Source organism: Stenotrophomonas sp. S39, assembly GCF_016624665.1.
Classification (GTDB): Bacteria; Pseudomonadota; Gammaproteobacteria; order Xanthomonadales; family Xanthomonadaceae; genus Stenotrophomonas.
On the sequence record NZ_JACVTT010000027.1, the window covers coordinates 1 to 26,390 of the forward strand.

The following is a 26,390-nucleotide window of genomic DNA, read 5'->3' on the forward strand; positions in this document are numbered from 1 at the left end:
GCACACCACAAATAACCCGGCGGCCCCACAACGGGGGGCCACCCACCGGAGTTTCAAGGGCCGCGGTGCAGACCGCGGCCTTTTTGTTGGGTGCGGCGCCGGATCGCCTGACGGCGGGTAGAGTCGACCGTTGGTCGACTATCGCGCGCAGCGCGGGGTTCATGCGTTCTGCGCCGACGGCAGTCGACTGACAGTCGACTCTACCCAGTCGATTCCACTCCCTGTCATGCGGTCATGACCGCCGTAGCTCGTATAGTCGGCCCATGATCACCACCGCCCCGGCCGACCTCCCCGCCATCCTGCACACCCTGCGCAGCACCTGGCAGGCCCAGCGCCCCACGCTCGACCAGCGCGAAGCCGACCTGCGCCGCCTGCGCGAGGCGCTGAAGCCGCGCCTGGATGAAATGGCCCAGGCCATCGCCGAGGACTTCGGCCACCGTGCCCACGTCGAATCGAAGCTGGCCGATGGCATGAGCGTGCTGTCGGCCATCGACCACCTGCGGCGCCACCTGCGGCGCTGGTCGAAGCCGCAGCGCGTATCGGCCGGCTGGAAGCTGTGGCCGGCGCGTGCGCAGCTGCGGCCGACGCCGCTGGGCGTGGTCGGGGTGATTTCGCCCTGGAACTACCCGGTGACCCTGGCGCTGGTGCCGCTGGCCACCGCAATTGCGGCCGGCAACCATGTGCTGCTGAAACCCTCCGAGCACACCCCGTGCACCAGCGCGTTCCTGGCCGATCTGCTGGCCAGCGTGTTCCCGCCCGATCGGGTGGCAGTGGTGCAGGGCGGGCCGGACGTGGCCGCGGCGGTATCCTCGCTGCCGCTGGACCATCTGTTGTTTACCGGCTCGACGGCGGTGGGGCGCAAGGTGATGGCCGCCGCGGCCGAGCATCTGGTGCCGGTCACGCTCGAGCTGGGCGGCAAGTCGCCGGCCATCGTCTGCCGTGATTTCCCGCTGGACACTGCCGCCGCGCGGCTGGCCACTGGCAAGTGGTTCAACGCAGGCCAGACCTGCATCGCGCCGGACTACGTGCTGATCGACACCGCACGCCAGCGTGAGTTCGTGCAGGCGCTGCAGCAGCAGGTGCGCGAGCGCTACGGCGATTTCAGCGATGCCGGCGATTACACGCGCATCATCAACGAAGGCCAGTACCAGCGCCTGCAGGGCTATCTGGCGCAGGCGCGCGAACGCGGCGTGCCGGTGATTCCGCTGGCGCAGGTGGACGCGGCGCGTGCCGACCGTGAGCGCCTGCTGGTGCCGACCGTGGTGCTGGACCCGCCGGACGACCTGGACCTGATGCGCGAGGAGATCTTCGGGCCGATCCTGCCGGTGCGCGCCTACCCGGATCTGCAGGCCGCGCTGGGCGACGTGCTGTCCCGGGACCGGCCGCTGGCGCTGTATCCCTTCAGCCATGACACGGCCACGGTGGAGCGCATCCTCGGCCAGGTGGTGGCCGGCGGGGTGACGGTCAACGACACGCTGCTGCACTTCGCCGCCGATGGCCTGCCGTTTGGCGGGGTGGGGGCCAGCGGCATGGGCGCGTACCACGGCCGGGCCGGGTTCGACGCGATGAGCAAGCGGCTGCCGGTGCTGTGGCAGTCGCGCTGGGCGGCCAGCGACCGGCTGCGGCCGCCGTATTCGAAGATTGCCGGGTTGTTGAAGCTGCTGGTGCGGTGACGCCACGCATGGCGTGGTTTTGTAGAGCCGAGCCCATGCTCGGCTGCCATTGAGCGGCCCGGGTACAGGCAGCCGAGCGTCGGCTCGGCTCTACAAGGCAACCCAGGCCCACCCGGGTAGAATGGCCCCATGAAAATCGCCTCGTGGAACGTCAATTCGCTCAATGTCCGCCTGCCGCACCTGGAGCAGTGGCTCAAGGAGTTCGGCCCGGACATCGTCGGTATCCAGGAAACCAAGCTGGAGGACCACAAGTTCCCCGATTCGGCGCTGATCGCCGCGGGTTACCGCAGCGTGTTCGCCGGGCAGAAGACCTACAACGGCGTGGCCCTGCTGTCGCGTGAGCCGGCGCAGGACGTGCAGATCGGCATCCCCGGCTTCGAGGACGAGCAGAAGCGCGTCATCGCCGGCACCTTCGGCGACCTGCGGGTGATCAACCTGTACGTGGTCAACGGCCAGGACGTCGGCACCGACAAGTACGACTACAAGCTGCGCTGGCTGGAAGCGGTGCATGCCTGGATCGCGCAGGAACTGCAGCGCCATCCGAAGCTGATCGTGATGGGCGACTTCAACATCGCCCCGGATGCGCGCGACGTGCACGACCCGGAGGTCTGGAACGAGAACCACATCCTGACCTCCACCGCCGAGCGCGGCGCGTTGGAAAAGCTGCTGCAGCTGGGCCTGCACGATGGTTTCCGCCTGCACAACGACGAGGCCGGGGTGTTCAGCTGGTGGGATTACCGCGCGGCCGGCTTCCGCCGCAACCTGGGCCTGCGCATCGACCTGACGCTGGTCTCCGACGCACTGAAGGCCAGTGCCGTGGCGTCGGGCATCGACCGCGAGCCGCGTACCTGGGAGCGCCCAAGCGACCATGCGCCGGCATGGGTGGAGATCGGTTGATGCGGTAGCGCCGGGCCATGCCCGGCGAGCGCAGCGGCGGCAGGCAGACGCCGGGCATGGCCCGGCGCTACCGTTCAGATCAGCGGATGCTCTTGCGGGTGAACAGGTTGACGATGGCCAGCAGGATCACCGCACCGATCAGCGAGAACAGGAACGTGCGCAGGGTGATGGCCTCGTTGATGCCGCCGCCGAACAGCCAGCCGCTGATCAGCGCGCCGACGATGCCCACCACGACGTTGAGGATGATGCCCTGCTGGGCGTCGCGGCGCATGATGATGCTGGCCAGCCAGCCAACGATGCCGCCAACGATCAGCCAGATGATGATGCCCATGAACGTGACCTCGGGAAGGGGAAGGGACGAGCGCCAGTTGACGCGCAGCGCTGTGAACCCGTCGTGCAATCCCGTGACGGGCGCGTGCGGATGAGCCTGCCTGCCACCCTGGATGGCCCTTGGCGCTTTGGCCCGGTGACGGTCTGGCGCTGCCCGCACGTGCCCGGCCAGCGCGGTGAGCCGCAGGCCCGGCAGGTGCTGGCACGGGCCCTGGGCGGTGAACCCGATGCCCTGCCGCTGGTGCGCGACGACAAGGGCCGGCCAGAGCTGGCTGGCACGCTGGCCCACTACGGCACCGGCTGGAGCCACAGCGGCGAGGTGCTGCTGGTGGCGCTGGGCGAGGGCGTGCGGCTGGGCGTGGACCTGGAACTGCTGCGGCCGCGCCCGCGCCTGCTGGAAATCATCCAGCGCTTCTTCCACCCCGATGAGGTGGCATGGCTGCAGGGGCTGCCGGCCGACGCGCGCGAACACTGGTTCTTCCGCGTGTGGTGCGCCAAGGAAGCGCTGCTCAAGGCGCATGGCCAGGGCATCTCCTTCGGCCTGCACCGGCTGCAGCTGGCGCCCGGCGCCGATGGTGCCCTGCACCTGCGCTGGTGCGACGCCGCGCTGGGCCAGGCCGAGCGCTGGCACCTGAACGAATGGCAGGCCAGCGGCCAGTTCCGCGCGGCATTGGCCTGGCGTGCCGATTGAGGCCGCGCATTGAAGCGGCGAACCGGCGCGCAAAACCGGCGATAATGACGGCATGAGCGAACACGATCTTCCCGCCGGCGCGGTCTCCACGCTGGAACAGGGCCTGGCCAGCATGGGCCTGGCGGCCGCATTGGCGCCGCCGCTGCTGCGCTACCTGGCGCTGCTGCACCGCTGGAACGGCACCTACAACCTCACCGCCATCCGCGATCCGCAGGAGATGGTCACCCGCCACCTGCTCGATTCGCTGGCGATGCAGCCGTTCGTGGCCGATGGCAGCCTGGCCGATCTCGGTACCGGCCCCGGGCTGCCGGGCATCCCGCTGGCCATCGCCTGCCCGGGCCTGCAGGTCACCCTGGTGGAAAGCAACGGCAAGAAGGCGCGCTTCATGCGCGAAGCCGTGCGCCAGCTGGGCCTGGCCAATGCACGCGTGGCCGAATCGCGCGCCGAGGCGCTGGACGAGGCCGGCCGCTACGACCAGCTGACCGCGCGCGCGATGGACACCCTGGCCGGCATCGTCCGCGTCGGTGGCCACCTGCTGCGGCCCGGTGGCGTGCTGCTGGCCATGAAGGGCGTCTACCCGCATGACGAGATCGCGGCCCTGCCGGCAGGCTGGCAGGTGCGCGAGGTGACCCCGCTGAGCGTGCCCGGCCTGGCCGGCGAACGCCATCTGGTCACTGTTACAGGCCCCTGAACCCCGCCGCCGGCCCTTTGCGAAACAAGGGGTTGGCGATCCATGATTTCCGCACGGGGCCGGTTGTACGCATAATGACCGGTCCCAGCACACGTCGACGAGGCACACCCGCATGGCCCGCATCATCGCCATCGCCAACCAGAAGGGTGGCGTCGGCAAGACCACGACCGCCGTCAACCTGGCCGCTTCCCTGGCCAACGCACCCAAGCGCGTGCTGTTGGTCGATCTGGATTCGCAGGGCAACGCGACCATGGGCAGTGGCGTGGACAAGCGCGAGCTGGTCTCCTCCACCTACGATCTGCTGCTGGGCGAAGCCAAGGCAGCCGACGTGCGCGTGGCCACCGCCGAGGGCTACGACCTGCTGCCGGGCAACATCGACCTGACCGCGGCCGAGATCCAGCTGATGGCGCAGGAAGAGCGCGAGCAGCGCCTGAAGCGCGCGCTGGCGCCGATCCGCGAAGAGTACGACTACATCCTGATCGACTGCCCGCCGGCGCTGTCGCTGCTGACGCTCAACGCGCTGGCCGCCGCCGATTCGGTGCTGGTGCCCATGCAGTGCGAGTACTACGCGCTGGAAGGCCTGAGCGCGCTGGTGGAAACCATCGAAGCGCTGCGCACCAACCTCAACCCGGTGCTGGAGATCGAGGGCGTGCTGCGCACCATGTTCGACGTGCGCAACAACCTTGCCAATGCCGTGTCGGCTGAACTGACCGAGCACTTCGGTGACCGCGTGTTCCGCACCATCGTGCCGCGCAACGTACGCCTGGCCGAGGCCCCCAGCCACGGCCAGAGCATCGTCGGCTACGACCGCGCCTCGCGCGGTGGCGTGGCCTACCTGGGCCTGGCCGGCGAGATCATCCGCCGCAACAACGAACGCAACAAGGCCGGCAAGGCCGTGGAGACCGCCTGATGACCAGCAAGCCTGCCGCCAAGAAGCGAGGCCTCGGCCGCGGACTGGACGCCCTGCTGGGCCCCAAGGGCGCAGCCAGCCAGGTGCAGGCCACCACTGCGGTCATCGAACCCCTGCCGGGTGAAGTGCTGCGCAAGCTGGCGGTCGGCCAGCTGCAGCCGGGCAAGTACCAGCCGCGCCGCGAGATGGACGAAGGCAAGCTCTCCGAGCTGGCCGATTCGATCAAGTCGCAGGGCGTGATCCAGCCGATCCTGGTGCGCCAGCTGCCGGCGGGCAACTACGAAATCGTCGCCGGTGAGCGCCGCTGGCGCGCATCGCAGCTGGCCGGGCTGGACGAAGTGCCGGTGGTGGTGCGCGAGCTGGAAGACCGCACCGTCATCGCGATGGCGCTGATCGAGAACATCCAGCGCGAAGACCTCAACCCGCTGGAAGAAGCCGAAGCGCTGCAGCGCCTCATCAGCGAATTCACCCTGACCCACGCCGAGGCCGCCGAGGCCGTCGGCCGCTCGCGCGCGGCGGTGTCCAACCTGCTGCGCCTGCTGGAGCTGCCGGTGGCCATCCGCCTGCTGCTGGAAACCCGCCGCCTGGAAATGGGCCACGCCCGCGCGCTGCTGACCCTGGCCCCGGAACTGGCCGGCAAGCTGGCGCAGGAAGCGGCCGATGAAGGCTGGTCGGTACGTGAGGTCGAGCGCCGTGCGCAGGCCTTCGCCGCCGGCAAGGTGCCGAGCAACCGCCCGGTGGCCACGCCGAAGGTGCAGCAGGCCGACATCGCCTCGCTGGAAACCGAGCTGTCCGAATCGCTGGGCACCAAGGTGGCCATCAACCACGGCCGCGGCGGCAAGGGCAAGCTGATCATCCACTACACCGATCTGGACACGCTGGACGGCGTGCTGGAAAAGCTGCGCACCCGCCAGGGCTGAGCGCGGCATCGCTGCAACCGCGCGCGGCAGGAAGCGCGCACGCCGCGGGACGGCCCTGTGCCGCGGCTCATCCAGGGAGCAGGAATGAGCACTGAGATCGACGACGTCAGCCCGGGTGGCAGCCCGATCCTGCGCCACCGCCGGGAGAAGGACTTCACCCCGGCCCGGGGCGACTCGCACATCGAGGCCATCAGCGCGCACATCGAGTGCCATCTGGGCCCGATCTCCTGCGTATTCCACGAAATCATCTCCGACCTCGTGCACATCGACGTGCATGTGGTGCCGGCCAGCGAACGCTTCCCCTACCTGCGCCTGGTGACGTCGGGCATGAGCGACCTGCCCATGGCCACGCCCGAAGAGGTGGAGGTGCCGCAGTACATGGAACTGATGGTGACCCTGCCGGCCGACTGGCCGATCACCCAGGATGCCTTCGGGGACGAGCGCCATTACTGGCCGGTGCGCCTGCTGAAGACGCTGGCGCGCCTGCCGCATGAGTACGACACCTGGCTCGGCTTCGGCCACACCATTCCCAACGGCCACCCGGCCGAGCCGTACGCCCCCGGCGTGGGCTTCGACGGCGCGATCGTGCTGCCGCCGGTGACCACCCCCGAGGGCTTCGACACGCTGCAGCTGGAAGACGGCAGGACCATCGTGTTCATGTCCATCGTCCCGCTGTACCCGGAAGAGATGGACCTGAAGCTGCGGAAGGACACCGAGACCCTGTTGGACCGCTTCGATGCGAAGAACATCCAGGATGTGATCGTGCCGGGCCGGGTCAACGTCGCCAGGAAGCGCTTCGGTTTCTTCTGGGACCGGTAACATCCACCGTCTGAACTTCGTTGCAGAGCCTTTGCCATGACCATCCTGCTTACCGGCGCTGCCGGCTTCATCGGTGCCTACACCGCCCGCGCGCTGCTGGAGGCCGGCCAGGCCGTGGTCGGCCTGGACAACTTCAACGACTACTACGACCCGCAGATCAAGCGCGACCGCGTGGCCGCGCTGTGCCCGGGCCTGGACCTGCGCACCCTGGACCTGACCGACCAGCAGGGCCTGGCCGCGCTGTTCGATGAAGTGAAGCCGACCGCGGTGATCCATCTGGCCGCGCAGGCCGGCGTGCGCTATTCGCTGGAAAACCCGCACGCCTACGTCGACAGCAACCTTGTCGGCTTCGTCAACATGCTCGAGCTGTGCCGCCATCGCGGCGTGCAGCACCTGGTCTACGCGTCCAGCAGTTCGGTGTATGGTGATTCGGCTACGCCTCCGTTCTCCGAGGACCAGCGCGTGGACCAGCCGCGCTCGCTGTATGCGGCCACCAAGGCCGCCAACGAGCTGATGGCCTACACCTACGCGCAGCTGTACGGCCTGCATTCCACCGGCCTGCGCTTCTTCACCGTGTATGGCCCGTGGGGCCGGCCGGACATGGCGCCGCTGCTGTTCTCGCGCGCGGTGCTGGCCGGCAGGCCGATCGATGTGTTCAACGAAGGGCGCATGCAGCGTGATTTCACACATGTTTCTGACATTGTTTCGGGCATCCTCGGCGCCCTGGCGAACCCCAGCACCGAAACCGTGCCGCACCGGGTGTTCAACCTCGGCAACCATACGCCGGTCGAGCTGGAGCGCTTCATCAGCGTGATCGAGCAGGCCGCCGGCCGCCCCGCGCAGAAGGTCTACAAGCCGATGCAGCCAGGCGACATGGTGCGCACGATGGCGGACACCCGTCGCGCCCATGACGCTTTCGGCTTCGACGCGGTCACCCCGATCGAGCAGGGCCTGCCGCCGGTGGTGCAGTGGTGCCGCGAGTATTTTGGTGATCGTGCCTGAGGACGGACCCTCACACAGCCGGATTCATCTTCGGATAACCTCGGCTTCGGAGAATGCGCGGTCTTTGTATCCCTGCTGGCCGAGTGACCCATGAGCCAACCCGAGCTTTCCGTTGTCGTCCCGGTGTTCAACGAGCGCGACAACGTCGCGCCCCTCGTCGGGGAGATCGTGGCCGCACTGCGCGGCCAGGTGCCGTTCGAGATCGTCTACGTGGACGACCATTCGCGCGACGACAGCCTGGCCGTGCTGCAGGGCCTGAAAGCCAGCACGCCCGAGCTGCGCGTGCTGCACCATGTCAGCCAGAGCGGGCAGAGCACCGCCGTACGCACCGGCGTGCGCAACGCCCGTGCCCCCTGGATCGCGACCCTTGATGGCGACGGCCAGAACGATCCGGCCGATATCCCCAAGCTGCTGGCCGCACGGCAGAGCGCCGATGCACAGGTGAAGCTGTTCGCCGGCTGGCGCGTCAACCGCCAGGACAGCGGCAGCAAGCGCTGGGCCAGCAAGTGGGCCAACGCGATCCGCGCGCGCATGCTGCGCGACGATACGCCCGACACCGGTTGCGGCATCAAGCTGTTCGAGCGCGAGGCCTTCCTCGACCTGCCGTACTTCGACCACATGCACCGCTACCTGCCGGCGCTGATGCAGCGAGCCGGCTGGAAGACCACCAGCGTGCCGGTCAACCACCGCCACCGCACTGCCGGCGTATCCAAGTACAACAACCTTGGCCGCGCCCTGGTCGGCATCCGCGACCTGCGCGGCGTGGCATGGCTGATCACCCGCAGCAAGCGCACGGCGGTGGAGGAGCGTTGATGGACCTGGAACTGCACTGGCTCGACCAGCCGCTGACCTGGTTGTACTGGACCGGCCTGCACGTGACCGGCTGGAAGCTGATCGGCTATACCGGCGCGTTGATGTTCGGCGGCCGCTGGCTGGTGCAGTTCGTGGCCTCCAAGCGCGCCGGCAAGCCGGTCATCCCGCGCCTGTTCTGGTACATGAGCGTGGTCGGCAGCCTGATGACGCTGAGCTATTTCCTGTTCTCGGCCAAGCAGGATTCGGTGGGCGTGCTGCAGAACCTGTTCCCGGCGTTCACGGCGTTGTACAGCCTGCACCTGGACATCCAGCACCGCGGCTGGAAGCGGGACAAGGCGAGCCACTGAGGCCAAGGGTCGGATCCCCGGCGCATCCACGCATGGCGTGGATCTACTGCATGTTCGTTGGTAGCGCCGGGCCATGCCCGGCGGAGGCATCCGTTTCCGCGTTGCCCGCTACCACGCGCCTGCGGCGCGTGCGCGCTGTGGGTAGAGTCGACTGTCAGTCGACTTCCGCGCGAAGCGCGAGGTTTGCCCGACCTTGTGGAAGAGCAGCCGACGAACAGTCGGCTCTACCACGCGCCTGCGGCGCTGGGGTCCCGGCCTGCGGCCGGTCCCCGGTCCTGCCTGCGTAGCAGGCAGGACCTTCGTCCCATGCCACAGGCGGTGCACGGTGCGATCATCGGGATCTGCCTTCCCGGGAACCTGTGCTCGTGAAAACCCGCCTTGCCGTTGCTCTGCTGATTGCCCTGTCCGCCCCTGTGGTCGCCCTCGCTGCCCCGCCTGCCGTCGCTCCGGCCAGCATGGCCACCGGATCGGCGGCCGATGCCGCCTTCCGTGCCCTGTACGAGAAGGAGTGGACGTGGCGCCAGGACGGCGGCGGCGAAGCCAGCGAGGACGAGGATGCACCGGCCAACGCCACCCGCATGCCCGATGTCGGCCCGGCCGCGCAGCAGGCCCGCCTGAAGGTCTGGGACGAAACCCTGGCCGCGCTGAAGAAGATCGACCCGAAGGCCCTGTCGGCCGACAACCAGGTCAACTACGCGATCTACCGCGACCAGGTCTTCAATCTGGCCGAAGCGACGCGCCTGCGCACCTACGAGATGCCGTTCAATTCGGATTCCTCGTTCTGGTCCAACCTCTCCTTCATGGCCCGGCGCGAGATGAAGACCGCGCAGGACTACCGCAACTACATCGCCCGCCTGAACGATGTGCCGCGCTACTTCGGCCAGCAGACCGACAACATGCGCGCCGGCCTCAAGCGCGGCTTCAGCGTGCCGCGCGCGGTGCTGGACGGCCGCGAGGTGTCCATCGCCACTGTCGCCGAGCTGAAGGACCCGACCGCGTCGCCGCTGTATGCGCCGTTCAAGAAGCTGCCGGCGAGCATTCCCGCCGCCGAACAGGCCACCCTGCGCGAACAGGCCGCAGCGGCCATCAGCGGCAAGGTGGTGCCGGCCTTCCAGCAGCTGCGCACCTTCTTCGTCAGCGAATACGTGCCGCAGGCGCGCACCACCCTGGCGGCCGAGGCCATGCCCGGTGGCAAGGCCTTCTACAAGCAGCAGATCCACGAATACACCACGCTGGACCTGTCGCCCGACGAGATCCACCGCATCGGCCTGGGCGAAGTGGCGCGCATCCAGAAGGAGATGAACGACATCATCCAGCAGGTGCAGTTCAAGGGCAGCTTCGCCGAATTCCTGACCTTCCTGCGCACCGATCCACAGTTCTACGCCAAGACCCCGGAAGAGCTGCTGTCGCGCGCCGCGTGGATCTCCAAGCGTGCCGACGGCCAGCTCGGCCGGTTCATGACCCTGCCGCGTGCCCGCTTCACCATCGTGCCGGTGCCGCCGGACATCGCCCCGTTCTGGACCGCCGGCCGCGGCGGCATGGGCACCTACTGGGTCAATACCTACGACCTGCCGTCGCGCCCGCTGTACAACCTGCCGGCGCTGACCCTGCATGAGTCCGATCCGGGCCATGCGCTGCAGGGGGCGATCGCCTCCGAGCAGAAGGACCTGCCCGAGTTCCGCCGCAACGCCTACATCTCCGCCTATGGCGAAGGCTGGGCGCTGTACTGCGAGAAGCTGGGCGTGGAAATGGGCATCTACGAAACCCCGTACGAGGATTTCGGCCGCCTGACCTACGAAATGTGGCGCGCCGCGCGCCTGGTCATCGACACCGGCGTGCACAGCAAGGGCTGGACCCGCGCGCAGGCCATCGCCTACCTGCGCGACCACACCGCGCTGAGCGAGCATGAAGTGACCACCGAAGTGGACCGCTACATCTCCTGGCCGGGCCAGGCGCTGAGCTACAAGCTGGGCGAGATCGCCATCGTGCGCCTGCGCGCGCAGGCCGAGAAGGAACTGGGCGACAGGTTCGACATCAAGGGCTTCCACGATGTGATCCTGAAGCAGGGCTCGGTGCCGCTGCCGGTGCTGGAACAGCAGATCCAGGCGTACATCGCCGAGCGGAAGAAGGCCTGAGCCTGGGCCCGGGGTCGGATCCCTTTCCACCGGAAAGGGCTCCGACCCCAACGCACCTCAGCGCTTCACCAACCGCCCGGCAAACGTCGGCAGCACCAGCAACGTCAGCACCGTGGCGGTGATCAGACCACCGATCACCACCGTCGCCAGCGGCTTCTGCACCTCCGCGCCGGCACCGCTGGCGATGGCCATCGGTATGAAGCCGACGATGGCCACCAGGGCCGTGGTCAGCACCGCGCGGATGCGGCTGGCGGCACCATTGATGGCCGCCTGCATCGGCAGGTCACCACCCTCCAGCCGCTCGCGGATCGCCTGCATCAGCACCAGGCCGTTCAAGGTCGCCACGCCGGAGACGGCGATGAAGCCCACTGCCGCCGACACCGAGAACGGCATGCCACGCAGCAGCAGGGCGAGGATGCCGCCGACCAGGGCCAGCGGCACGCAGCTGAACACCAGCAGCGCTTCCCTGCCGCTGCGCAGGGCCATGAACAGCAGGCCGCCGATCAGCAGGAACACCACCGGCACCACGGTGGCCAGCCGCTTCTCCGCGCGCTGCAGGTTCTCGAACTGGCCGCCCCAGCGCAGGTAGGCACCGGCCGGCAACGCCACGTCGGCCACCGCCGCCTGGGCTTCGCTGACGAAGCCACCGAGATCGCGGCCGCGCACGTTGGCCTGCACCACGACGCGACGGCTGCCGTCGCTGCGGCTGATCTGGTTCGGCCCTTCGCTGACGCTGATGCGCGCCAGCGAGGACAATGGCACCACCTGGCCCGACGGCGTGGCGATCGGCAGCGAGGCCAGCTGGTCCGGGTCGTTGCGTGCGGCATCGTCCAGACGCACCACCACATCGAAGCGTCTGTCGCCTTCGAAGATGCGGCCGGCCGCGGTACCACCGATGCCGGTGGACAGCGCGTCACTCACGTCCGCCGCAGTCAGCCCGTACTGCGCGGCCGCGACGTGGTCGATCTTGACGTTGAGCGTAGGCAGGCCGGAAATCTGCTCGACCCGCACATCGGCCGCACCCTGCACCGCACGCAGCTTGAGTGCGACCTGGTCGGCTACCTTCTGCAGTTCGGCGAAATCATCGCCGTAGATCATCACCGCCAGATCCGTGCGCACGCCGGAAATCAGCTCGTTGAAGCGCAGTTCGATCGGTTGGCTGAACTCGAAACTGTTGCCCAGCTGCTGCCCGGCCAGCTGCTCGAAGCGCGCGACCAGCGCCTCCTTGTCCAGCGTCGGATCGGGCCAGTCCGTGCGCGGCTTCAGCACGATCACGCTGTCGGAGATGTTGGTCGGCATCGGGTCGATCGCGGCCTCGGCGGTACCGGTGCGCGAGAACACGGTTTCCACTTCCGGTTGCTGGGCAATCGCCCTTTCCAGCGCCAGCTGCATCGCCAGCGACTGTTCCAGCGAGGCGGACGGTACGCGCAGGGCCTGCATCGCCACGTTGCCTTCGTCCAGGGTCGGCATGAATTCGCGGCCCAGCAGCGAAAACGAACCGATACCCACCACCACCATCATCACCGCACCGGCCAGCACCGTACGCGGGCGGGCGACCGCGCTGCGTACCACCGGCTCGATGCGCGCACGCAGCACGCGGATCAACCCGGTTTCGTGTTCGCCCCCATCGGCATGCGCATCGCCGTCCTTCGCCTTCGGCTCGCGCACCAGCAGCGCGGCCATCGCCGGCACGAAAGTGAAGGAGAAGATGAAGGCACCGACCAGGGCCAGCATGAAGGTCGCCGCCATCGGGTGGAACGTCTTGCCCTCCACGCCTTCCAGCGTGAGGATCGGTGCGAACACCAGCAGGATGATCAACTGGCCGAACGCCGCCGGCCGCGCCATCTTCATTGCCGAATCGGCGGCCACGCGCAGGCGCTCCATCGCGGTCAGCGCACGCCCCAGCTCAGCGCGGCGCTGGCCCAGCATCAGCAGCGTGGACTCGATCACGATCACCGCGCCGTCCACCAGGATGCCGAAATCCAGCGCGCCCAGGCTCATCAGGTTGCCGCTGATGCCGAAGCGGTTCATGCCGATCACCGCGAACAGGAACGACAGCGGAATCACCAGTGCCGTGATCGCCGCCGCGCGCAGGTTGCCCAGCAGCAGGAACAGCACCACCACCACCAGCAGCGCGCCCTCGGTGAGGTTCTTCGCCACGGTCCTGATGGTGGCATTGACCAGTTCGCTGCGGTCCAGCACCGGCACTGCGACGATGGACGGCGGCAATGAGGCATTCACCTGCTGCAGGCGCGCGGCGGCCGCCTGCGCCACGGTGCGGCTGTTGCCACCGGCGATCATCAGCGCGGTACCGAGCACGGCTTCGTGGCCGTTGCGGCTGGCCGCACCCAGGCGTGGCGCACGGCTCAGGGCCACCTCGGCTACATCCGCCACGCGCACGACCATGCCGTTGCGCGTGGCCACCGGTGCCTGCGCCAGATCGTCGGTGGTCAGCGCCAGGCCATCGGCACGCACCACCAGGCCCTCGCCGGCTCGCTGCACGAAACCCGCACCGGCCTGTACGTTGGCGCGCTGCAGGGCAGTGACCAGGTCCGCCAGGCCGAGGCCGTGAGCGGCCAGTCGGGCGCTGTCCGGGTGCACGCCGTACTCCTTGACGTAGCCGCCGACCGTATCGACACCGGCCAGCCCCGGGCTGGAACGCATCTGCGGCGCGATGATCCAGTCCTGCACGGTGCGCAGGTAGGTGGCGCGTTCTTCCGGCGTGCGCAGCAGGGTGCCTTCCGGCGTGCGGTAGACCTCACCGGCCTGCCATCCGGCCTCACCGGGCCTGGCCAGCGTAGCCGGATCGAACGCGGTGAAATCCACCGTCCACATCAGCACCTCGCCGAGGCCGGTGGTGACGGGCGACAGCATCGGCGCTGCGCCGTCGGGCAGGTCACCGGAGGCTTCGCGCATGCGCTCGGCCACCTGTTGGCGGGCGAAGTAGATGTCGGTGGCATCGGTGAAGATCGCGGTGACCTGCGAGAAGCCATTGCGCGACAGCGAACGCGAGGTGGTCAGGCCGGGAATGCCGGCCAGCGCGGTTTCCAGTGGGTAGGTCACCTGCCGCTCGATCTGTTCCGGCGTCAGCGCCGGCGCCACCGTGTTGATCTGCACCTGGCGGTTGGTGATGTCCGGCACCGCGTCGATCGGCAGCTTGCCCAACTGCAGCAGGCCCACGGCCGCCAGCAGCGCGGCGGCGAACACAACCAGCCAGCGGTGGCGCACCGCTGTTTCAATGATCAGCTTGAACATGGTCGCCTCCTCAGTGGCCGTGCTCGGCTTCGCCCTTGGCCAGTTCGGCCTTGAGCAGGAAGGCGTTGGCACCGGCGATGCGCTCGTTGCCGGTCAGGCCGCCGAGGATCTCGATGCGGTCACCGGCACGGCGGCCGGCCAGCACCGGCTGCGCCCTGAAGCCGCCGTCGACGGCGACGAACACCGCGCTGCGGCCATCGACGTTCTGCACCGCATCGGCGGGGACGCTGAGCGAGCCCTCCTGGCCTTCGGTGACCACCACCGCCGATACCGGCGAACCGGCCGGCGGCAGCGCAGCGCCCACCGGCATGGCACGGATCACCGCGACGCCGCCCTGCTGGCGCACATCGGCGGCCGAACCGGTGACGGTGGCGGTGAAGCTGCCACCCGGCACGCTCACTTCCAGCGTCATGCCGGGCGTGACCTGTGCGGCCAGTGCCGGCGGCGCGGTGAACACCAGTTCGTTCATCGCCGGATCGGCGACATCGGCCACGACGCTGCCGGCAGCGACGACGCCACCCGGGGTGACCTGCACGTTGCCGACGATGCCGGCTACCGGGCTGGTGATGCGCACGCGGCCACTGGCGTCGGGCGCACCGTTGGCGGTCGCCTGGGCCTGTGCGGCGTCCGCCTGCGCCTGCGCAGCCATGGCCCGCGCATGCGAGGTTTCCAGATCCTGGCGTGCGACCACGCCTTGTTCCACCAGCGCCTTGTCACGACCGTGGGCCAGGCGTGCGGCCTTGGCTTCGGCGGCGGCGGCCAGCGCGTTGGCGCGGAACACGGCCGCCTCACCGCTGACCACGATGGCCAGGGCCTGGTTCTGCTTCACCGCCGTGCCCGGTGCCACCAGTACGCGTTCTACGCGGCCGGTCACGGTCGAGGCCACCGAGGCGCGCGCACCGATCGATGGCTCGACCCGCCCGGACAGGCGGGTGGAGCCACCGCCACCGCGGCCAATGGCGACCACCTCGATGGCAGACGCCTTGATCTGTTCCGGCGTGAGCTGCACCACGCCTTCATCGGCGTCGGGTGCGGCGGCGTCGGGCGTGGCTTCAGCGCTGCCCGGTGCATGGCCGTGGCCGTCGTCGGCGGCAGCCGGTGGAGCCTGTGCAGTGCCAGTGCAGCCGGCCAGCAGCGCGCTCAACAGCGCCACGGACAGCAACGAACAAGTGCGGGAAAACATCAGTGAACCTCCACGAACGGGGCGCGCCCTTCCAGGCGGGCAAGATCGATTTCGGCGCCGACGCGCGACAGGCGCGCATCCACGGCGGTGCCGCGGGCGGCGATGAGGGCGCTGCGCGTGCTGCGCAGTTCCAGCTGCGAGATGCGTCCGGCATCGAAGCCGATGCGGGCCAGCCGGTAGGCTTCCTCGGCGGCGGCCACGCTTTCATCGGCGGCGCGTGTGCGGCTGCCGGCGGCCTTCAGTCCGGCCACGGCCGAGAGGCGTTCGGCCTCGCTGTCGCGGCGTTGCTGGTCCAGGCGCGCCTCGGCCGCGCGCTGTTCGGCACTGGCCGCGCGGATGCCGCCGCGGTTGCGGTCGAACAGTGGGATGGAGAGGCTCACCCCCAGCTTGTAGGCCTGTTCGCGATCCTCGCGGAAGCGCGTCTGCGCGGCGGTCACGCTGAGGTCGGGCAGGGCACGCTTGCGCTCCACCTCGACAAGGCGCGTGCTGGCCTGTGCTTCGGCTTCGGCAATGCGCACCGCCAGCGCGGCATCCCCGCTTCCACGCGGCAACGGCGGCGTGCGGTCCAGCAGGCTGCTGTCGATCGACTGCACTGGCGCATCCAGCAGCGCGGCACCGGCCAGCCGCGCCAGTGCGGCATCGCGGTAGGCCTGCGCTTCATCCAGCGCGGCGGTGGCGTTGGCCACCTCGCTCTGCGCCTGCACCGCACGCAGCTGCGGTTCGCGGCCCTGCCTGACCATCGCGTTGACGGCGTTGGCGTCAGCACGGGTGAGGGTCAGCGCCTCTTCGGCCAAGGCGTAGCGGCGCAGTGCACTTTCCGCCTGTGCGTACACCGCCGCCAGCTGGCTGGCCACATCGCTGCGGCTTTGGGTACCCCGCAGGTTGGCTGCCTGTGCCTCGGCACGCGCGGCACGGACACGCGCGCCGCGCTGGCCCCAGATTTCCAGCGGCTGGGACAGGGTGAGCACGGTATCGGCCCTGCCCATGCCGCCGTAGGAGCCGGTGCCCCAGGCGTTTTCGGCGGACCAGGAAAGGGATGGGTTGGGCAACGCACGGGCCTGGTCGGCACGCGCGTCGGCGGCCTCGGCCAGGGCGGCGCCGACGCGGGCGCCGGGCAGCTGGTCCAGGCGTTCAAGCAGGGTGTCGTAGGAAGGGGCGGCTTGTGCCATTGCCTGCATTGCCGGGGCAAGGCCCAGCAACATGGCAATGACCCGCCCGGCCGCACGCAGCGACCGAGGTGTCAGGTTCGACATGAAAAATATCCGGAGGTGAGGGGAACGGAAGCCCGCGATTGCGGGACGCGCTCAACTCACGCCCGGGGAGGACGCTTCAGTTCATCCTGCGCGACGGCATAGGCCGCGCTGTCACCGGCCGGCATCCAGCGTGCCGGCAGCGGCGTGCCGAAGGCGGCAACGGTGCCGGCCGGCAGGCTCAGGTTGGAATGGTGGCAGTGGTTATGGCTGCAGGCACCGGTGTGCGTGCCGTCACTGTCGCCGTCTGCGTCGTCGGACGCGGATTCAACATGGGCCGCGACCGTGTCATGCGGCTCCACCGCACAGGCCAGCACATCGGCCACCGGCACGACCACGAATGCCGCCATCAGCAGCATCAGCAGGGTCGAACGGAGGTGGCGGGCAATCCAGCGCATGGAGGCAGGCTAGCAAGCAGTTTCCGGTGGATACAATATCAATGGCCGGGTCGGATCCCCCTGTAGAGCCGAGCCCATGCTCGGCTGCACCCGTGCGGCTGTTGCGCCGCCACGCACCATCGTTGAGGATCGGGATTCATCACCAGGGAAGGAACGATGACCGCACGCATTGCCGCAGCAGGCCTGCTGCTGATACTGGCCAGTCCCGTCGCAGTCGCCGCCGAGGATGTCTACGTGGAATTCCTGTGGGCGCCGACGCCGGCAGATGCCCTCGCACGCTCGCAGACCCAGCTGTTCATTGCAGATGGCCACCACGATCACCGCATCTGTGTGGCCGCCAATCTCGTCGATACCGACGTGGCGGGCCTGCGCATCGACGTCCGTGATGCCAAGGGCGTGCAGGTCTCGCGCACGGCCCACGAGGACTACCGGGGCCGCAAGAAGTGCTATGCCGCTGACCTTGGCAGTACCGGCGCGGCCGGGATGTGGACCATCGATGCCGTGCTGGGGGATGGACGCCGTGGCAGCGCGCAGATCCGCGTGGATCCGACGCTGGAGGCGTCGCCCCTGTACCTGCGGCATGACCAGCCCTACGTGGCAGGACGGCCGAACTACGACGCCTCCGTTCCGCCGGCCGAGTGGGTGGGCAAGCTCGTCTGGGCGATGGACGTGGATGCCGCAGGCAAGGTGACCCATGTCGAGGTGGAGACCGCCGAAGGCGTCGGCGAGCGCCTGCGTGAGCGCGCGCTGGCGGCCGGGTGGCTGACCCGGTTTGGCCCTGACCCGGCGCGTGCGACGACACCATTGCGGTGGCGCCGCACACTGGAGTTTGCTCCGGAATGATGGCCGCGCGGGGGCAGTGCCCTTCGTATGGGTAGTGCCGGCCGCTGGCCGGCAACCTCACGAGCGCAGGCAATCGCCTGCCATTGCCGGCCAGCGGCCGGCACTACCGGTCTGCAGGCAGCTTCGCAATCACCTTGATCTCGAACTGGAACCCATACAGCCAGGTCACGCCGATGCCGGTCAGGGTCGGGTGCGGCGCTTCGCCCCAGTACTCGGGCACGATGGCCCAGGCCTTCTCGAAGTTCGTTTCCGGGTCGACCATGAACACGGTTACGTCGATCACGTCATCGAAGCTGCAGCCAGCGGCGGCCAGCACCGCATTGAGGTTGTCGAAGGCGCGGCGCACCTGGGTCTCGAAGTCCGGTTCGGGCGAGCCGTCCTCGCGGCTGCCGACCTGGCCGGAGACGAACAGGAAGCCATTGGAACGGATGGCGGGCGAGTAGCGGTTGCGCTCGTACAGGGCCTGTCGGCCGGCGGGAAAAACGACATCACGGTGCGTCATGGGGGGCTCCAAGCGGGAGGTTCCCATCTTGCGCACCGGATCTGTCTGGATAAACGGCGATGATCGGCCTAGATTGATTGCCAATCCCAAACAATCACGGCCAGCCCATGGACCGTTTCGAGGCGATGCGCGCCTTCGCCCGCGTGGTGGAAACCGGCAGCTTCACCCGTGCCGCGCACACCCTGCAGGTCAGCCGCACCACGGTCACCCAGCTGGTGCAGCAGCTGGAAGCGCACCTGCGGCTGCGCCTGCTCAACCGCACCACGCGGCGGGTCAGCGTCACCGCCGATGGCGCGGCCTACTACCCACGCATCGCGCGCCTGCTGGCCGAGCTGGAAGAGGTGGAGGGCGGCCTCGGCGATGCCGCCAGCCAGCCGCGCGGGCGCCTGCGCATCGACGTGCCCGGTCCATACGCGCGGCTGCAGCTGGTGCCGGCGCTGCCGGATTTCCACGCGCGCTATCCGGACATCCAGCTGGACATCGGCGTCAGCGACCGCGAGGTCGATGTCATCGCCGACAACGTGGACTGCGTGATCCGTGGCGGTGCGCCTGCCGATCCGGCGCTGGTGGCGCGGCCACTGGCCAGCTTGCCGATCGGCTTCCACGCCAGCCCTGCGTACCTGCAGCGCTTCGGCATGCCCGCGCACCCACGCGCGCTGGAAGGGCCGGACCATCACATGGTCGGCTTCCTCAGCCCGCGCACCGGTCGCGCACGCGTGTTCCTCGCCCAGCGCGGTGATGAGCGCATCGAGGTGCAGGGTCGGCATTCGGTGGGCTTCGATGATGGCAATGCCTACCTGGCTGCCGGTGTGGCGGGCCTGGGCGTGGTTGCGCTGCCCAGCTACATGGCCGCGCCGCACGTGGCCAGCGGCGAACTGCGGCCGGTGCTGCAGGACTGGCAGCTGCCGCCGATGCCGATGCACGTGATGTTTCCGCCGAACCGGCACATGAGCCAGCGCCTGCGGGTGTTTATTGACTGGGCGGTGGAGGTGTTGGGGTGACACGCCAATTTCGCAAAGCAAGATGGTCTATCTATTGAGGCACTTTCGAAGCGAAGCGAAGCCAATGTTCTTCACAGCAATGCCCCTGCTCATCGCTAGAAACGGACAATGAGATGCCAAAAAATTGTGTTGTATGTGTGAGATATGATCTATGACTTTTGATCTCAATGATTGATCATTAAGTGCGCGAAGGGAGGCTGATGTTGCATCATTGAGGATCGACACCGCGTACAGCAGCATCGTCGCTGTGGTTTTTCTTCTGGCATTAAGAGGGTCTCGCCTGAGTCCATAAATTTCAATTGAGTTCCTTCCTTTGGTGCTCCTGCTGGATCCGACTTTCCTTGCAGATATATGCCCTTCGTTATCAAACTCCAAATGCAGGGTCGGGTCGTCATTACAGGGATCAAGAAGAAGTCTATAAGGCTCTTCAGAGTTAATGTGGTTGCCGCGAGAGATTCGCTTTGATTCATCGATCAAAGGAAACAGGTTCCGCTTCCCACTGACCCTCAGAGAGTTCTCCGCATCCGGAAAGTCGCCGGCATGGATATGCGTTTCCCCGCGATTGCAGTGCTGGCACGAGTATATTAGATTGCTCCAGTCGGCACCGAGCCAGTAGTACCCATCCCCCGAAATTTTTACTTTACCCCTCTCATCAATTGTGTCGAGACGGCCTTTTGGTCGGAAGTGTTCTACGTCACTTGCCGCACCGCCGTAGTCGATTTCACAGAACCCACACTTATTGTTGAATAATTTTTTAAGGCGACTCTTGACCTCGGCCCTTGAATATACTTTGTATGTAAATCCTAGTTTTCTGTCATTTCCTTCGAAGTAATCGATGGCTAGTTGTGTCTCGGAAGATCCATCGCTTGCTATGTCAGTGCGAAGGCAGTCTGGAATAGTGACGGCGCTTCTGTTTACTTTAATCATGATTGTCTCGCATGCTTTCTGCAAGGCTCTCAATCAACGACAGGCTCTCTTCGGAAGTCAGATCGTCCTGCTCCCCTCTCTTTCGAGTCGCGATAAATTTGTCAATGACCTTGTACATTATTCTGTCGCGTTCCAAGAGGTGGGGAGCATCAAACGAAGCTACCTGTAGTTCGAGTTCGCGAAGTCTATCTGGGTTAGGGTTATCTGAATCAAGCAGACCATAGTATTCGTCGAATGTTTGCTTGAGGCGGAGGCTCAATGTGCTGCCTAATCCAAAGTTTGGCGAAGTTAGAACCTCGTCAATTCTCATCATATCAGTTGATTTTGGCGCGTTTCGAATGCTTGCGCCGCCCGACGAAGATCTGGTGATGATGGATATTTCATCATAATCAAAGTCTTGAAGGCAAAGTGGGTCATGCGTAGTTGTAATAAATTGGATGCGGGGAAATGCATCTCGGAGAGCGGGAACTATTCTCATCTTCCAGACGGGGTGTAAGTGATTCTCGATCTCGTCTATTATTACTATTCCCTCCGCAGATGCAGAGTCCTCCCATTTATAAAACATTGTCTGCATGATGTCACAGGCTAGGCCAAGCATTGCCTTGTACCCGTGGCTCAGAGTACTTACGGGTCGCCTTTCTCCGTTGACTAGCATGTGAATCGACTTTTCTTTGTTTCCACTCGCTGGGCGATCAATGATTACTTCGTCTGGTAAGTCGAGTATCTTCTTGATTGCCGCAGCTGCGTAATCGAACTTATGTGCTGGTAAGGCCATGAGCCAAGGTGAAGATTCTCTAAGGGGGGAGAATGGGTCGAAGAGGTTAAGCGCTCTGGAGTCGCTTTTTTCCTGGGGAGGCGTGTGATTAACATCCGCTTGCAATCTGGTCGCCCCGTAGGCAAGCAAAGTGACGCTGGACTCTTCTCGTTTTCTCTCTACTTTTCCATTCGGAAGGATTTTTGCTGAGTTGATCTTTGCGTTGTCGAATCTAACAATCAGCTCCCCTGGGCGTTCGGGGTGCGTTAGCATGCTGGTCGTATCAATGTGGTCTACTAGAGACTGGCTGTCATACATTGCTACCGCGATGGCCTTCAGAATAGATGTCTTGCCAGTACCATTCTCTCCAACCAGTGCAATGCATGGTGCACGGTTTGCGCTTCTGTAAGGGATCGACACTTCTATGTCGCCAAGCCCAAACAACCCAGAAATCGTTATTGAACTGACGAGAGGGAAACTGTCTGGAGCGCTGGGCGGAGATGTCTCAGAGGCATCCTTGTCGACGACACTGGGCTCTTCTCGTCGAAGTACGGGCCAGCTACGGCTATGGCCTTTCAGGAGGGCGAAGTAACGTGCCATTCCTGCAAATTCTCGTGAGGCTTGTGAATTTTCTATCCACGATTCTCCTCGGCTACTAAAATTAGCTAGCGCCTGCTCTCTCTTGTGTAGCAAAGGGGATCGATTCAGCTTGATGGTTGCTATGGTGTGCTCGCCAAACAAACTTAGTGGAATCACCCTTCCGTCGCTGGTGTATTCAAAGTGCTTGGAAGGATCAAGCCTAAAGGGATTGATTATCAAGGGGACTTCTACCGGGTCGAAGTCCGTGCGCACACCTATGGGGATTCTTTCGTTCGCAACGGGGAAGTTGTTGCCTTTAAAGAAATTGCATTGCTGGCATGAAGGAAACAGATTATTCCAGTCGTAAGCGAGCCACCAATAGTGGGGGCTGGAGATGGCCCCCGACGAGTCAACGGCGCCGCCTGAAGGTCGAAATCGATCGATGACACTGTCTTCAGGATCCAAGAGTTGTTCGCAGTAGGCACACTTTCCGTGGGATTCGATAAGAAGTGCACGCTTAAGCTCGCTTCGATGAAAAAAGTCAAATTGAGGGCGTGACTGTCTTACAGTTCGGATATCCAAATCGTAGTGCGACCTCGCTCTCTGAAGCACCTGCGCATACTTGGGATTTTGAAGTGCGGCGGGTTCTTTTGCTTTCTCAAGTCCTATCATCTTGATGCTCCCTAGTTGCTGCTCATTGACCGTACAAAAATGAACGCCTACCGCAGGCTTATATCTTGCCTCTGTAGCTGAATGCACTGCTTGGAGCAAGGGGCGGTTGCAGCAAGGGGACCTTGTGGGGAGAGGCTTGACTCAGCGCTTGCGCAAGTGCTTGAACCCGTGCATAATGCGCGGCTCGCTGTGTCCGGTTTTCTACCGGGCGGCGCCCCCGGAAGCACGTCCCCGGCCGCCCAACGCCAGCGTAACCCTTTGATTCTCTTGACGTGTGGTGGGCAACCACCGAGGCCGCCGTCTCCCGGGCTACGGGCTGACACAACTTACTATCGAGGTGCGCAATGTCCCGCGTATGCCAGGTTTCCGGCAAGCGAGTGCAGACGGGTAACAACGTCTCGCACGCCAACAACAAGACCCGTCGTCGTTTCCTGCCGAATCTGCACGAGCGCCGCTTCTGGGTTGCCAGCGAGAACCGCTGGGTGAAGCTTCGTGTTTCCGCGCATGCACTGCGCACCATCGACAAGAACGGTATCGATTCCGTTCTGGCTGAGCTGCGTGCGCGCGGCGAAAAGGTCTGAGGAGTAGACGATCATGGCAGGCAAGCGCGATAAGGTCCGTATGATTTCGACCGCTGGTACCGGTCACTTCTACACGACCGACAAGAACAAGAAGAACACCCCGGGGAAGATGGAATTCTCCAAGTACGATCCGGTCGTGCGCAAGCACGTCCCGTACAAGGAAGGCAAGATCAAGTAATCCGCAAGGATTGCTGGTCGCTTCCGAAAGAACCCGCCCTCGTGGCGGGTTTTTTTGTGCTCCCAACCCGGTGGGTGCCAACCGTTGGTTGGCACGTCGCCGGAAGGCTGGGCAGAATGGCCCCCACACCTCCCGACGGGCGACGCGATGCTGTTCGAGTGGCTGCTGGGTTCGTACCTGCTGTTGATCGACTGGCTGATCCGGCTGGTCGCGCTGTGCTGGATTCCCACCCGCACCACGCCAGGGGCCGCGCGCAGCTGGCTGCTGCTGGTCGGCTTCGTGCCGCTGCTGGGCCTGCCGCTGTACCTGCTGTTCGGCCACCCGTGGCTGTCGCGCGAGCGCATCCGCCGGCAGGCCGAAGCGTCGCAGGTCATCCGCGAGGAACAGGCGCTGCAGCGCCGCCTGCGCTGGACGCCGAAGGCCGACACCGCCTGCGCCGAGATCGTGCCGCTGGTGCAGCGCCAGGGCGATTTCATGCCGGTGCATGGCAACGCGGTCGATCTGCTCACCGACTACGACGAATCGCTGCACACCCTCATCGCCGACATCGACCAGGCCGAGGACCGCGTCCATCTGCTGTATTACCTGATGTTCGACGACGCCGTGGGCGAGGCCATCGTCGAAGCGCTGCAGCGCGCCGCCGCGCGTGGCGTGCAGTGCCGCGTGCTGCTGGATGCGGTGGGCGCCAAGCGTGGCCTGCGTGCCTATCGCAAGCGCCTGCAGGCGCGTGACATCGAAGTGCGGGCGATGCTGCCCGGCGGCCTGCGCTGGCGCCGCAGCGGGCGCATGGACCTGCGCAACCATCGCAAGATCGCGGTCATCGACAACGAAGTGGCCTACATCGGCTCGCAGAACCTGGCCGGCCCCCGCTTCGTGCCCGGCCACCCCAACCGCGAACTGGTCGCGCGCGTGCGCGGCCCGGCGGTGGCGCATCTGGAAGCCGTGTTCGCCAGTGACTGGTACATGGAAACCGGCCAGCGCCTGGACGTGATCGCCGATGTGCCGGTGTGTGGCGATGACATCGCCACCCAGCTGCTGCCGAGCGGCCCGGCCTACCCGTACAGCAACGCGCGCGATGCGGTGGCGGCGCTGATCCACCTGGCGCGGCGGCGGCTGGTGATGGTCACCCCGTACTTCGTGCCCGACGAAGCGACGCTGAGCGCACTGCGCATCGCCGCGCTGTCCGGCGTGCAGGTGCAGCTGATCCTGTCGGCCAGCAACAACCAGCGGCTGACCTCGTGGGCGCAGGAGGCGTACTACGACGAGCTGTTGCGCTGTGGCGTGCAGATCGCCCTGTACGAGCCACAGTTCCTGCACGCCAAGCACATGAGCGTGGACGAGGACATCGCCGTGCTCGGCTCGATCAACATGGATATCCGCTCCTTTGCGCTGAATGCCGAGATCGGCCTGATCTGCTACGACCGCGCGCTGGTGCAGCAGCTGTGCGCCATCGAGGACGACTACCTGCGCCAGTCGCGCCTGTTGGACCTGGAGCAGTGGCGCAGGCGCCCGGCCTGGAAGCGCAGCCGCGAAGGCATCGCGCGGCTGGCCGATGCGTTGATGTGACGCCGCTGTAACCGCCCGCTCCGGCAACCCGGGGCGTCACCCGCCATGGCCTACAATCGGCGCATGACTGATTCACCGCGAAATGGCGAACTGGACCTGGCGATCATCGGCGGTGGTGCGGCCGGTGTGCTGGTGGCGATCCAGGTGTTGCGACAGGCCCAGGCGCCGCTGGCACTGGCCCTCTTCGAACCCGCTTCGCAGCTGGCCCAGGGCATTGCCTACGCCACGCCGTGGCCGGAGCACCTGCTGAACGTGCCGGCGGCGAAGATGAGTGCGTTCCCCGACCAGCCCGGCGACTTCCTTGATTACCTGCAGGCCGTGGATGCCTACCCGGGCGAGGCGCGCGCGCTGCTGGGTGAACGCTACGCAAGCCGCCACCATTTCGCCGCCTACCTGCAGCAGCGCCTGCAGGACGCGGCGGCCGCCAGCCCTGCGCAGCTGCAGGTGATGGCGCAGCCGGTGCTGGGCCTGCAGCCGGACGACCACGGTTACCGCCTGCAGCTTGGCGATGGCAGCACGCTGCACGCGGCACAGGCGGTCATCGCCACCGGCAACAGCATGCGCCCGCTGCCGGTGGCCGGCGCCGATGCGCTGCCCGCCGACGACGTGGTCGAGGCCTGGGACTATGACGGTGTGCGCACCCTGGCCGGCGCCCATGCGCTGGCCATCGTCGGTTCCGGCCTGAGCATGGCCGACACCGTGCTGGCGCTGGTGGCTGCCGGCCATACCGGTCCGCTGCACGTGATCTCGCGCCACGGCCTGCTGCCGCTGCCGCATGCGCATGGCGTGCTGCCTGATTTCGATGCGGGCGCGCTGCTGCCGATGACCCTGCGCCAGCGCGTGCACGCCCTGCGCGGCTTCGCCCGGCAGGCGCAGGCCGATGGCCAGCCGTGGCAGGGCGTGATGGATCGCATCCGCCCGCATGGCCAGGCACTGTGGTGCAGCCTGGACGAGGCCGACCAGCGGCGCTTCCTGCGCCATGTGGTGCGCTATTGGGATGTGCACCGCCACCGTATCGCCGAGGACGTTGATGCGCAGCTGCAGGCACTGCAGGCCCGTGGCCAGCTGCGCCTGCACCGTGCCCGCCTGCAGCGCGTCTGGCGCGAGGGCGACGTGCTGCGCTTGTCCGGTCGTGATTCCGCCGGTGCCGGGCAACAGTGGACGATCGCCGGGGTGGTCAATGCCACCGGCGTGGAAACCCGGGCGCGTGCGCTGCGCAACCCGCTGCTGCAGCAGTTGCTGGCCGATGGCCTGGCCCGCCCCGGGCCGCATGGGCTGGGCCTGGACAGCAGCGTGCCGGGCGACCGCCTGTGCAGCCGCAGCGGTGCAGCGCAGGCGCGGCTGGGCGTGCTCGGCAGCCTGCGCATCGGCAGCCTGTGGGAAAGCCTGGCCGTGCCTGAACTGCGTCAGCAGGCGCAGGCCCTGGCCGCCCAGGTGGTCGCAGGAGCCGCGACGGCGATGCCGTAAAATGGG

25 protein-coding genes are annotated in these 26,390 nt (G+C 66.4%); 17 read left to right on the plus strand and 8 right to left on the minus strand.

Going from position 1 to position 26,390, the window contains the following annotated elements; translation table 11 throughout:
• The first annotated feature begins 263 nt into the window (after nt 1–263).
• Both IAE41_RS09195 and xth read left to right on the plus strand, forming a co-directional pair.
• Nucleotides 264–1,673, plus strand: coding sequence for a coniferyl aldehyde dehydrogenase (locus IAE41_RS09195; RefSeq protein WP_200732905.1), 1,410 nt, complete (start codon nt 264–266; stop codon nt 1,671–1,673).
• 129 nt (nt 1,674–1,802) lie between these two features.
• Nucleotides 1,803–2,570, plus strand: a complete 768-nt coding sequence (xth, locus tag IAE41_RS09200) for an exodeoxyribonuclease III (RefSeq protein WP_200732906.1) — start codon at nt 1,803–1,805, stop codon at nt 2,568–2,570.
• 79 nt (nt 2,571–2,649) lie between these two features.
• Here xth and IAE41_RS09205 read toward each other — a convergent pair whose 3' ends face one another.
• Nucleotides 2,650–2,901 (minus strand): GlsB/YeaQ/YmgE family stress response membrane protein, encoded by a 252-nt coding sequence (locus tag IAE41_RS09205; RefSeq protein ID WP_079224325.1) that lies wholly within the window; start codon nt 2,899–2,901, stop codon nt 2,650–2,652.
• Between the two features lie 90 nt (nt 2,902–2,991).
• Here IAE41_RS09205 and IAE41_RS09210 point away from each other — a divergent pair, with 90 nt between their 5' ends.
• From IAE41_RS09210 to IAE41_RS09250, 9 genes are all read left to right on the plus strand, one after another.
• Nucleotides 2,992–3,591 (plus strand): 4'-phosphopantetheinyl transferase superfamily protein, encoded by a 600-nt coding sequence (locus IAE41_RS09210; protein ID WP_200732907.1) that lies wholly within the window; start codon nt 2,992–2,994, stop codon nt 3,589–3,591.
• A gap of 52 nt (nt 3,592–3,643) precedes the next feature.
• Nucleotides 3,644–4,282 (plus strand): 16S rRNA (guanine(527)-N(7))-methyltransferase RsmG, encoded by a 639-nt coding sequence (gene rsmG / locus IAE41_RS09215; RefSeq protein ID WP_200732908.1) that lies wholly within the window; start codon nt 3,644–3,646, stop codon nt 4,280–4,282.
• A 112-nt stretch (nt 4,283–4,394) separates the two neighbouring features.
• A complete protein-coding gene (locus IAE41_RS09220) occupies nt 4,395–5,192 on the plus strand; it encodes a ParA family protein (protein ID WP_079224320.1) in 798 nt (265 codons plus the stop codon).
• Nucleotides 5,192–6,112 (plus strand): ParB/RepB/Spo0J family partition protein, encoded by a 921-nt coding sequence (locus tag IAE41_RS09225; protein WP_079224318.1) that lies wholly within the window; start codon nt 5,192–5,194, stop codon nt 6,110–6,112. The genes IAE41_RS09220 and IAE41_RS09225 overlap by 1 nt, the downstream gene beginning before the upstream one ends.
• An 84-nt stretch (nt 6,113–6,196) precedes the next feature.
• Nucleotides 6,197–6,931, plus strand: a complete 735-nt coding sequence (locus tag IAE41_RS09230) for a suppressor of fused domain protein (protein WP_200732909.1) — start codon at nt 6,197–6,199, stop codon at nt 6,929–6,931.
• A 36-nt stretch (nt 6,932–6,967) separates the two neighbouring features.
• On the plus strand, nt 6,968–7,933 hold the full coding sequence (locus tag IAE41_RS09235) for an NAD-dependent epimerase/dehydratase family protein (protein WP_079224314.1): 966 nt from the start codon (nt 6,968–6,970) through the stop codon (nt 7,931–7,933).
• A gap of 90 nt (nt 7,934–8,023) precedes the next feature.
• Nucleotides 8,024–8,746 (plus strand): glycosyltransferase family 2 protein, encoded by a 723-nt coding sequence (locus IAE41_RS09240; RefSeq protein WP_079224313.1) that lies wholly within the window; start codon nt 8,024–8,026, stop codon nt 8,744–8,746.
• A complete protein-coding gene (locus IAE41_RS09245; protein ID WP_174214093.1) occupies nt 8,746–9,093 on the plus strand; it encodes a lipid-A-disaccharide synthase N-terminal domain-containing protein in 348 nt (115 codons plus the stop codon). The genes IAE41_RS09240 and IAE41_RS09245 overlap by 1 nt, the downstream gene beginning before the upstream one ends.
• A 365-nt stretch (nt 9,094–9,458) precedes the next feature.
• Nucleotides 9,459–11,228 (plus strand): DUF885 family protein, encoded by a 1,770-nt coding sequence (locus IAE41_RS09250; protein WP_200732910.1) that lies wholly within the window; start codon nt 9,459–9,461, stop codon nt 11,226–11,228.
• Nucleotides 11,229–11,285: 57 nt separating this feature from the next.
• Here IAE41_RS09250 and IAE41_RS09255 read toward each other — a convergent pair whose 3' ends face one another.
• Genes IAE41_RS09255 through IAE41_RS09270 form a run of 4 tightly spaced genes read right to left on the minus strand, consistent with a single transcriptional unit; the run spans nt 11,286 to nt 17,314 of the window.
• On the minus strand, nt 11,286–14,483 hold the full coding sequence (locus IAE41_RS09255; protein WP_200732911.1) for a CusA/CzcA family heavy metal efflux RND transporter: 3,198 nt from the start codon (nt 14,481–14,483) through the stop codon (nt 11,286–11,288).
• 10 nt (nt 14,484–14,493) lie between these two features.
• The gene (locus tag IAE41_RS09260; protein ID WP_200732937.1) at nt 14,494–15,669 is read right to left on the minus strand and encodes an efflux RND transporter periplasmic adaptor subunit; all 1,176 of its coding nucleotides are present in this window, start codon (nt 15,667–15,669) and stop codon (nt 14,494–14,496) included.
• A complete protein-coding gene (locus IAE41_RS09265; protein ID WP_200732912.1) occupies nt 15,666–16,919 on the minus strand; it encodes a TolC family protein in 1,254 nt (417 codons plus the stop codon). The genes IAE41_RS09260 and IAE41_RS09265 overlap by 4 nt, the downstream gene beginning before the upstream one ends.
• A gap of 56 nt (nt 16,920–16,975) precedes the next feature.
• Nucleotides 16,976–17,314 (minus strand): hypothetical protein, encoded by a 339-nt coding sequence (locus IAE41_RS09270; protein ID WP_200732913.1) that lies wholly within the window; start codon nt 17,312–17,314, stop codon nt 16,976–16,978.
• A gap of 156 nt (nt 17,315–17,470) precedes the next feature.
• Here IAE41_RS09270 and IAE41_RS22505 point away from each other — a divergent pair, with 156 nt between their 5' ends.
• Nucleotides 17,471–18,157: a hypothetical protein gene (locus IAE41_RS22505; RefSeq protein ID WP_234458403.1), complete on the plus strand. Its 687-nt coding sequence runs from the start codon at nt 17,471–17,473 to the stop codon at nt 18,155–18,157.
• Nucleotides 18,158–18,260: 103 nt separating this feature from the next.
• Here IAE41_RS22505 and IAE41_RS09280 read toward each other — a convergent pair whose 3' ends face one another.
• Nucleotides 18,261–18,659: a RidA family protein gene (locus IAE41_RS09280; RefSeq protein WP_200732914.1), complete on the minus strand. Its 399-nt coding sequence runs from the start codon at nt 18,657–18,659 to the stop codon at nt 18,261–18,263.
• A gap of 107 nt (nt 18,660–18,766) precedes the next feature.
• Here IAE41_RS09280 and IAE41_RS09285 point away from each other — a divergent pair, with 107 nt between their 5' ends.
• Nucleotides 18,767–19,660 carry a LysR family transcriptional regulator gene (locus IAE41_RS09285; RefSeq protein ID WP_200732915.1) on the plus strand — a complete coding sequence of 298 codons (894 nt, stop codon included), beginning with the start codon at nt 18,767–18,769 and terminating at the stop codon, nt 19,658–19,660.
• 27 nt (nt 19,661–19,687) lie between these two features.
• On the opposite strand, the gene IAE41_RS09290 is transcribed toward IAE41_RS09285, so the two are convergent.
• Both IAE41_RS09290 and IAE41_RS09295 read right to left on the minus strand, forming a co-directional pair.
• Nucleotides 19,688–20,587, minus strand: coding sequence for a hypothetical protein (locus IAE41_RS09290; protein ID WP_200732916.1), 900 nt, complete (start codon nt 20,585–20,587; stop codon nt 19,688–19,690).
• Nucleotides 20,580–22,592 (minus strand): AAA family ATPase, encoded by a 2,013-nt coding sequence (locus tag IAE41_RS09295; RefSeq protein ID WP_200732917.1) that lies wholly within the window; start codon nt 22,590–22,592, stop codon nt 20,580–20,582. Before IAE41_RS09295 ends, IAE41_RS09290 begins: the two co-directional genes overlap by 8 nt.
• Nucleotides 22,593–22,936: 344 nt before the next feature.
• Between IAE41_RS09295 and rpmB the strand changes: the two genes are divergently transcribed.
• The 4 genes from rpmB to IAE41_RS09315 all read left to right on the plus strand — a co-directional run bounded on the left by rpmB (nt 22,937) and on the right by IAE41_RS09315 (nt 26,384).
• Nucleotides 22,937–23,173, plus strand: coding sequence for a 50S ribosomal protein L28 (gene rpmB / locus IAE41_RS09300; protein WP_005411638.1), 237 nt, complete (start codon nt 22,937–22,939; stop codon nt 23,171–23,173).
• A gap of 10 nt (nt 23,174–23,183) precedes the next feature.
• Entirely contained in the window at nt 23,184–23,351 is a 168-nt protein-coding gene (gene rpmG / locus IAE41_RS09305; RefSeq protein WP_170272460.1) for a 50S ribosomal protein L33, read from the plus strand.
• Nucleotides 23,352–23,498: 147 nt separating this feature from the next.
• Nucleotides 23,499–24,917: a cardiolipin synthase gene (gene cls, locus IAE41_RS09310; RefSeq protein ID WP_200732918.1), complete on the plus strand. Its 1,419-nt coding sequence runs from the start codon at nt 23,499–23,501 to the stop codon at nt 24,915–24,917.
• 45 nt (nt 24,918–24,962) lie between these two features.
• Nucleotides 24,963–26,384 (plus strand): FAD/NAD(P)-binding protein, encoded by a 1,422-nt coding sequence (locus tag IAE41_RS09315; protein ID WP_200732919.1) that lies wholly within the window; start codon nt 24,963–24,965, stop codon nt 26,382–26,384.
• Nucleotides 26,385–26,390 lie beyond the last annotated feature (6 nt).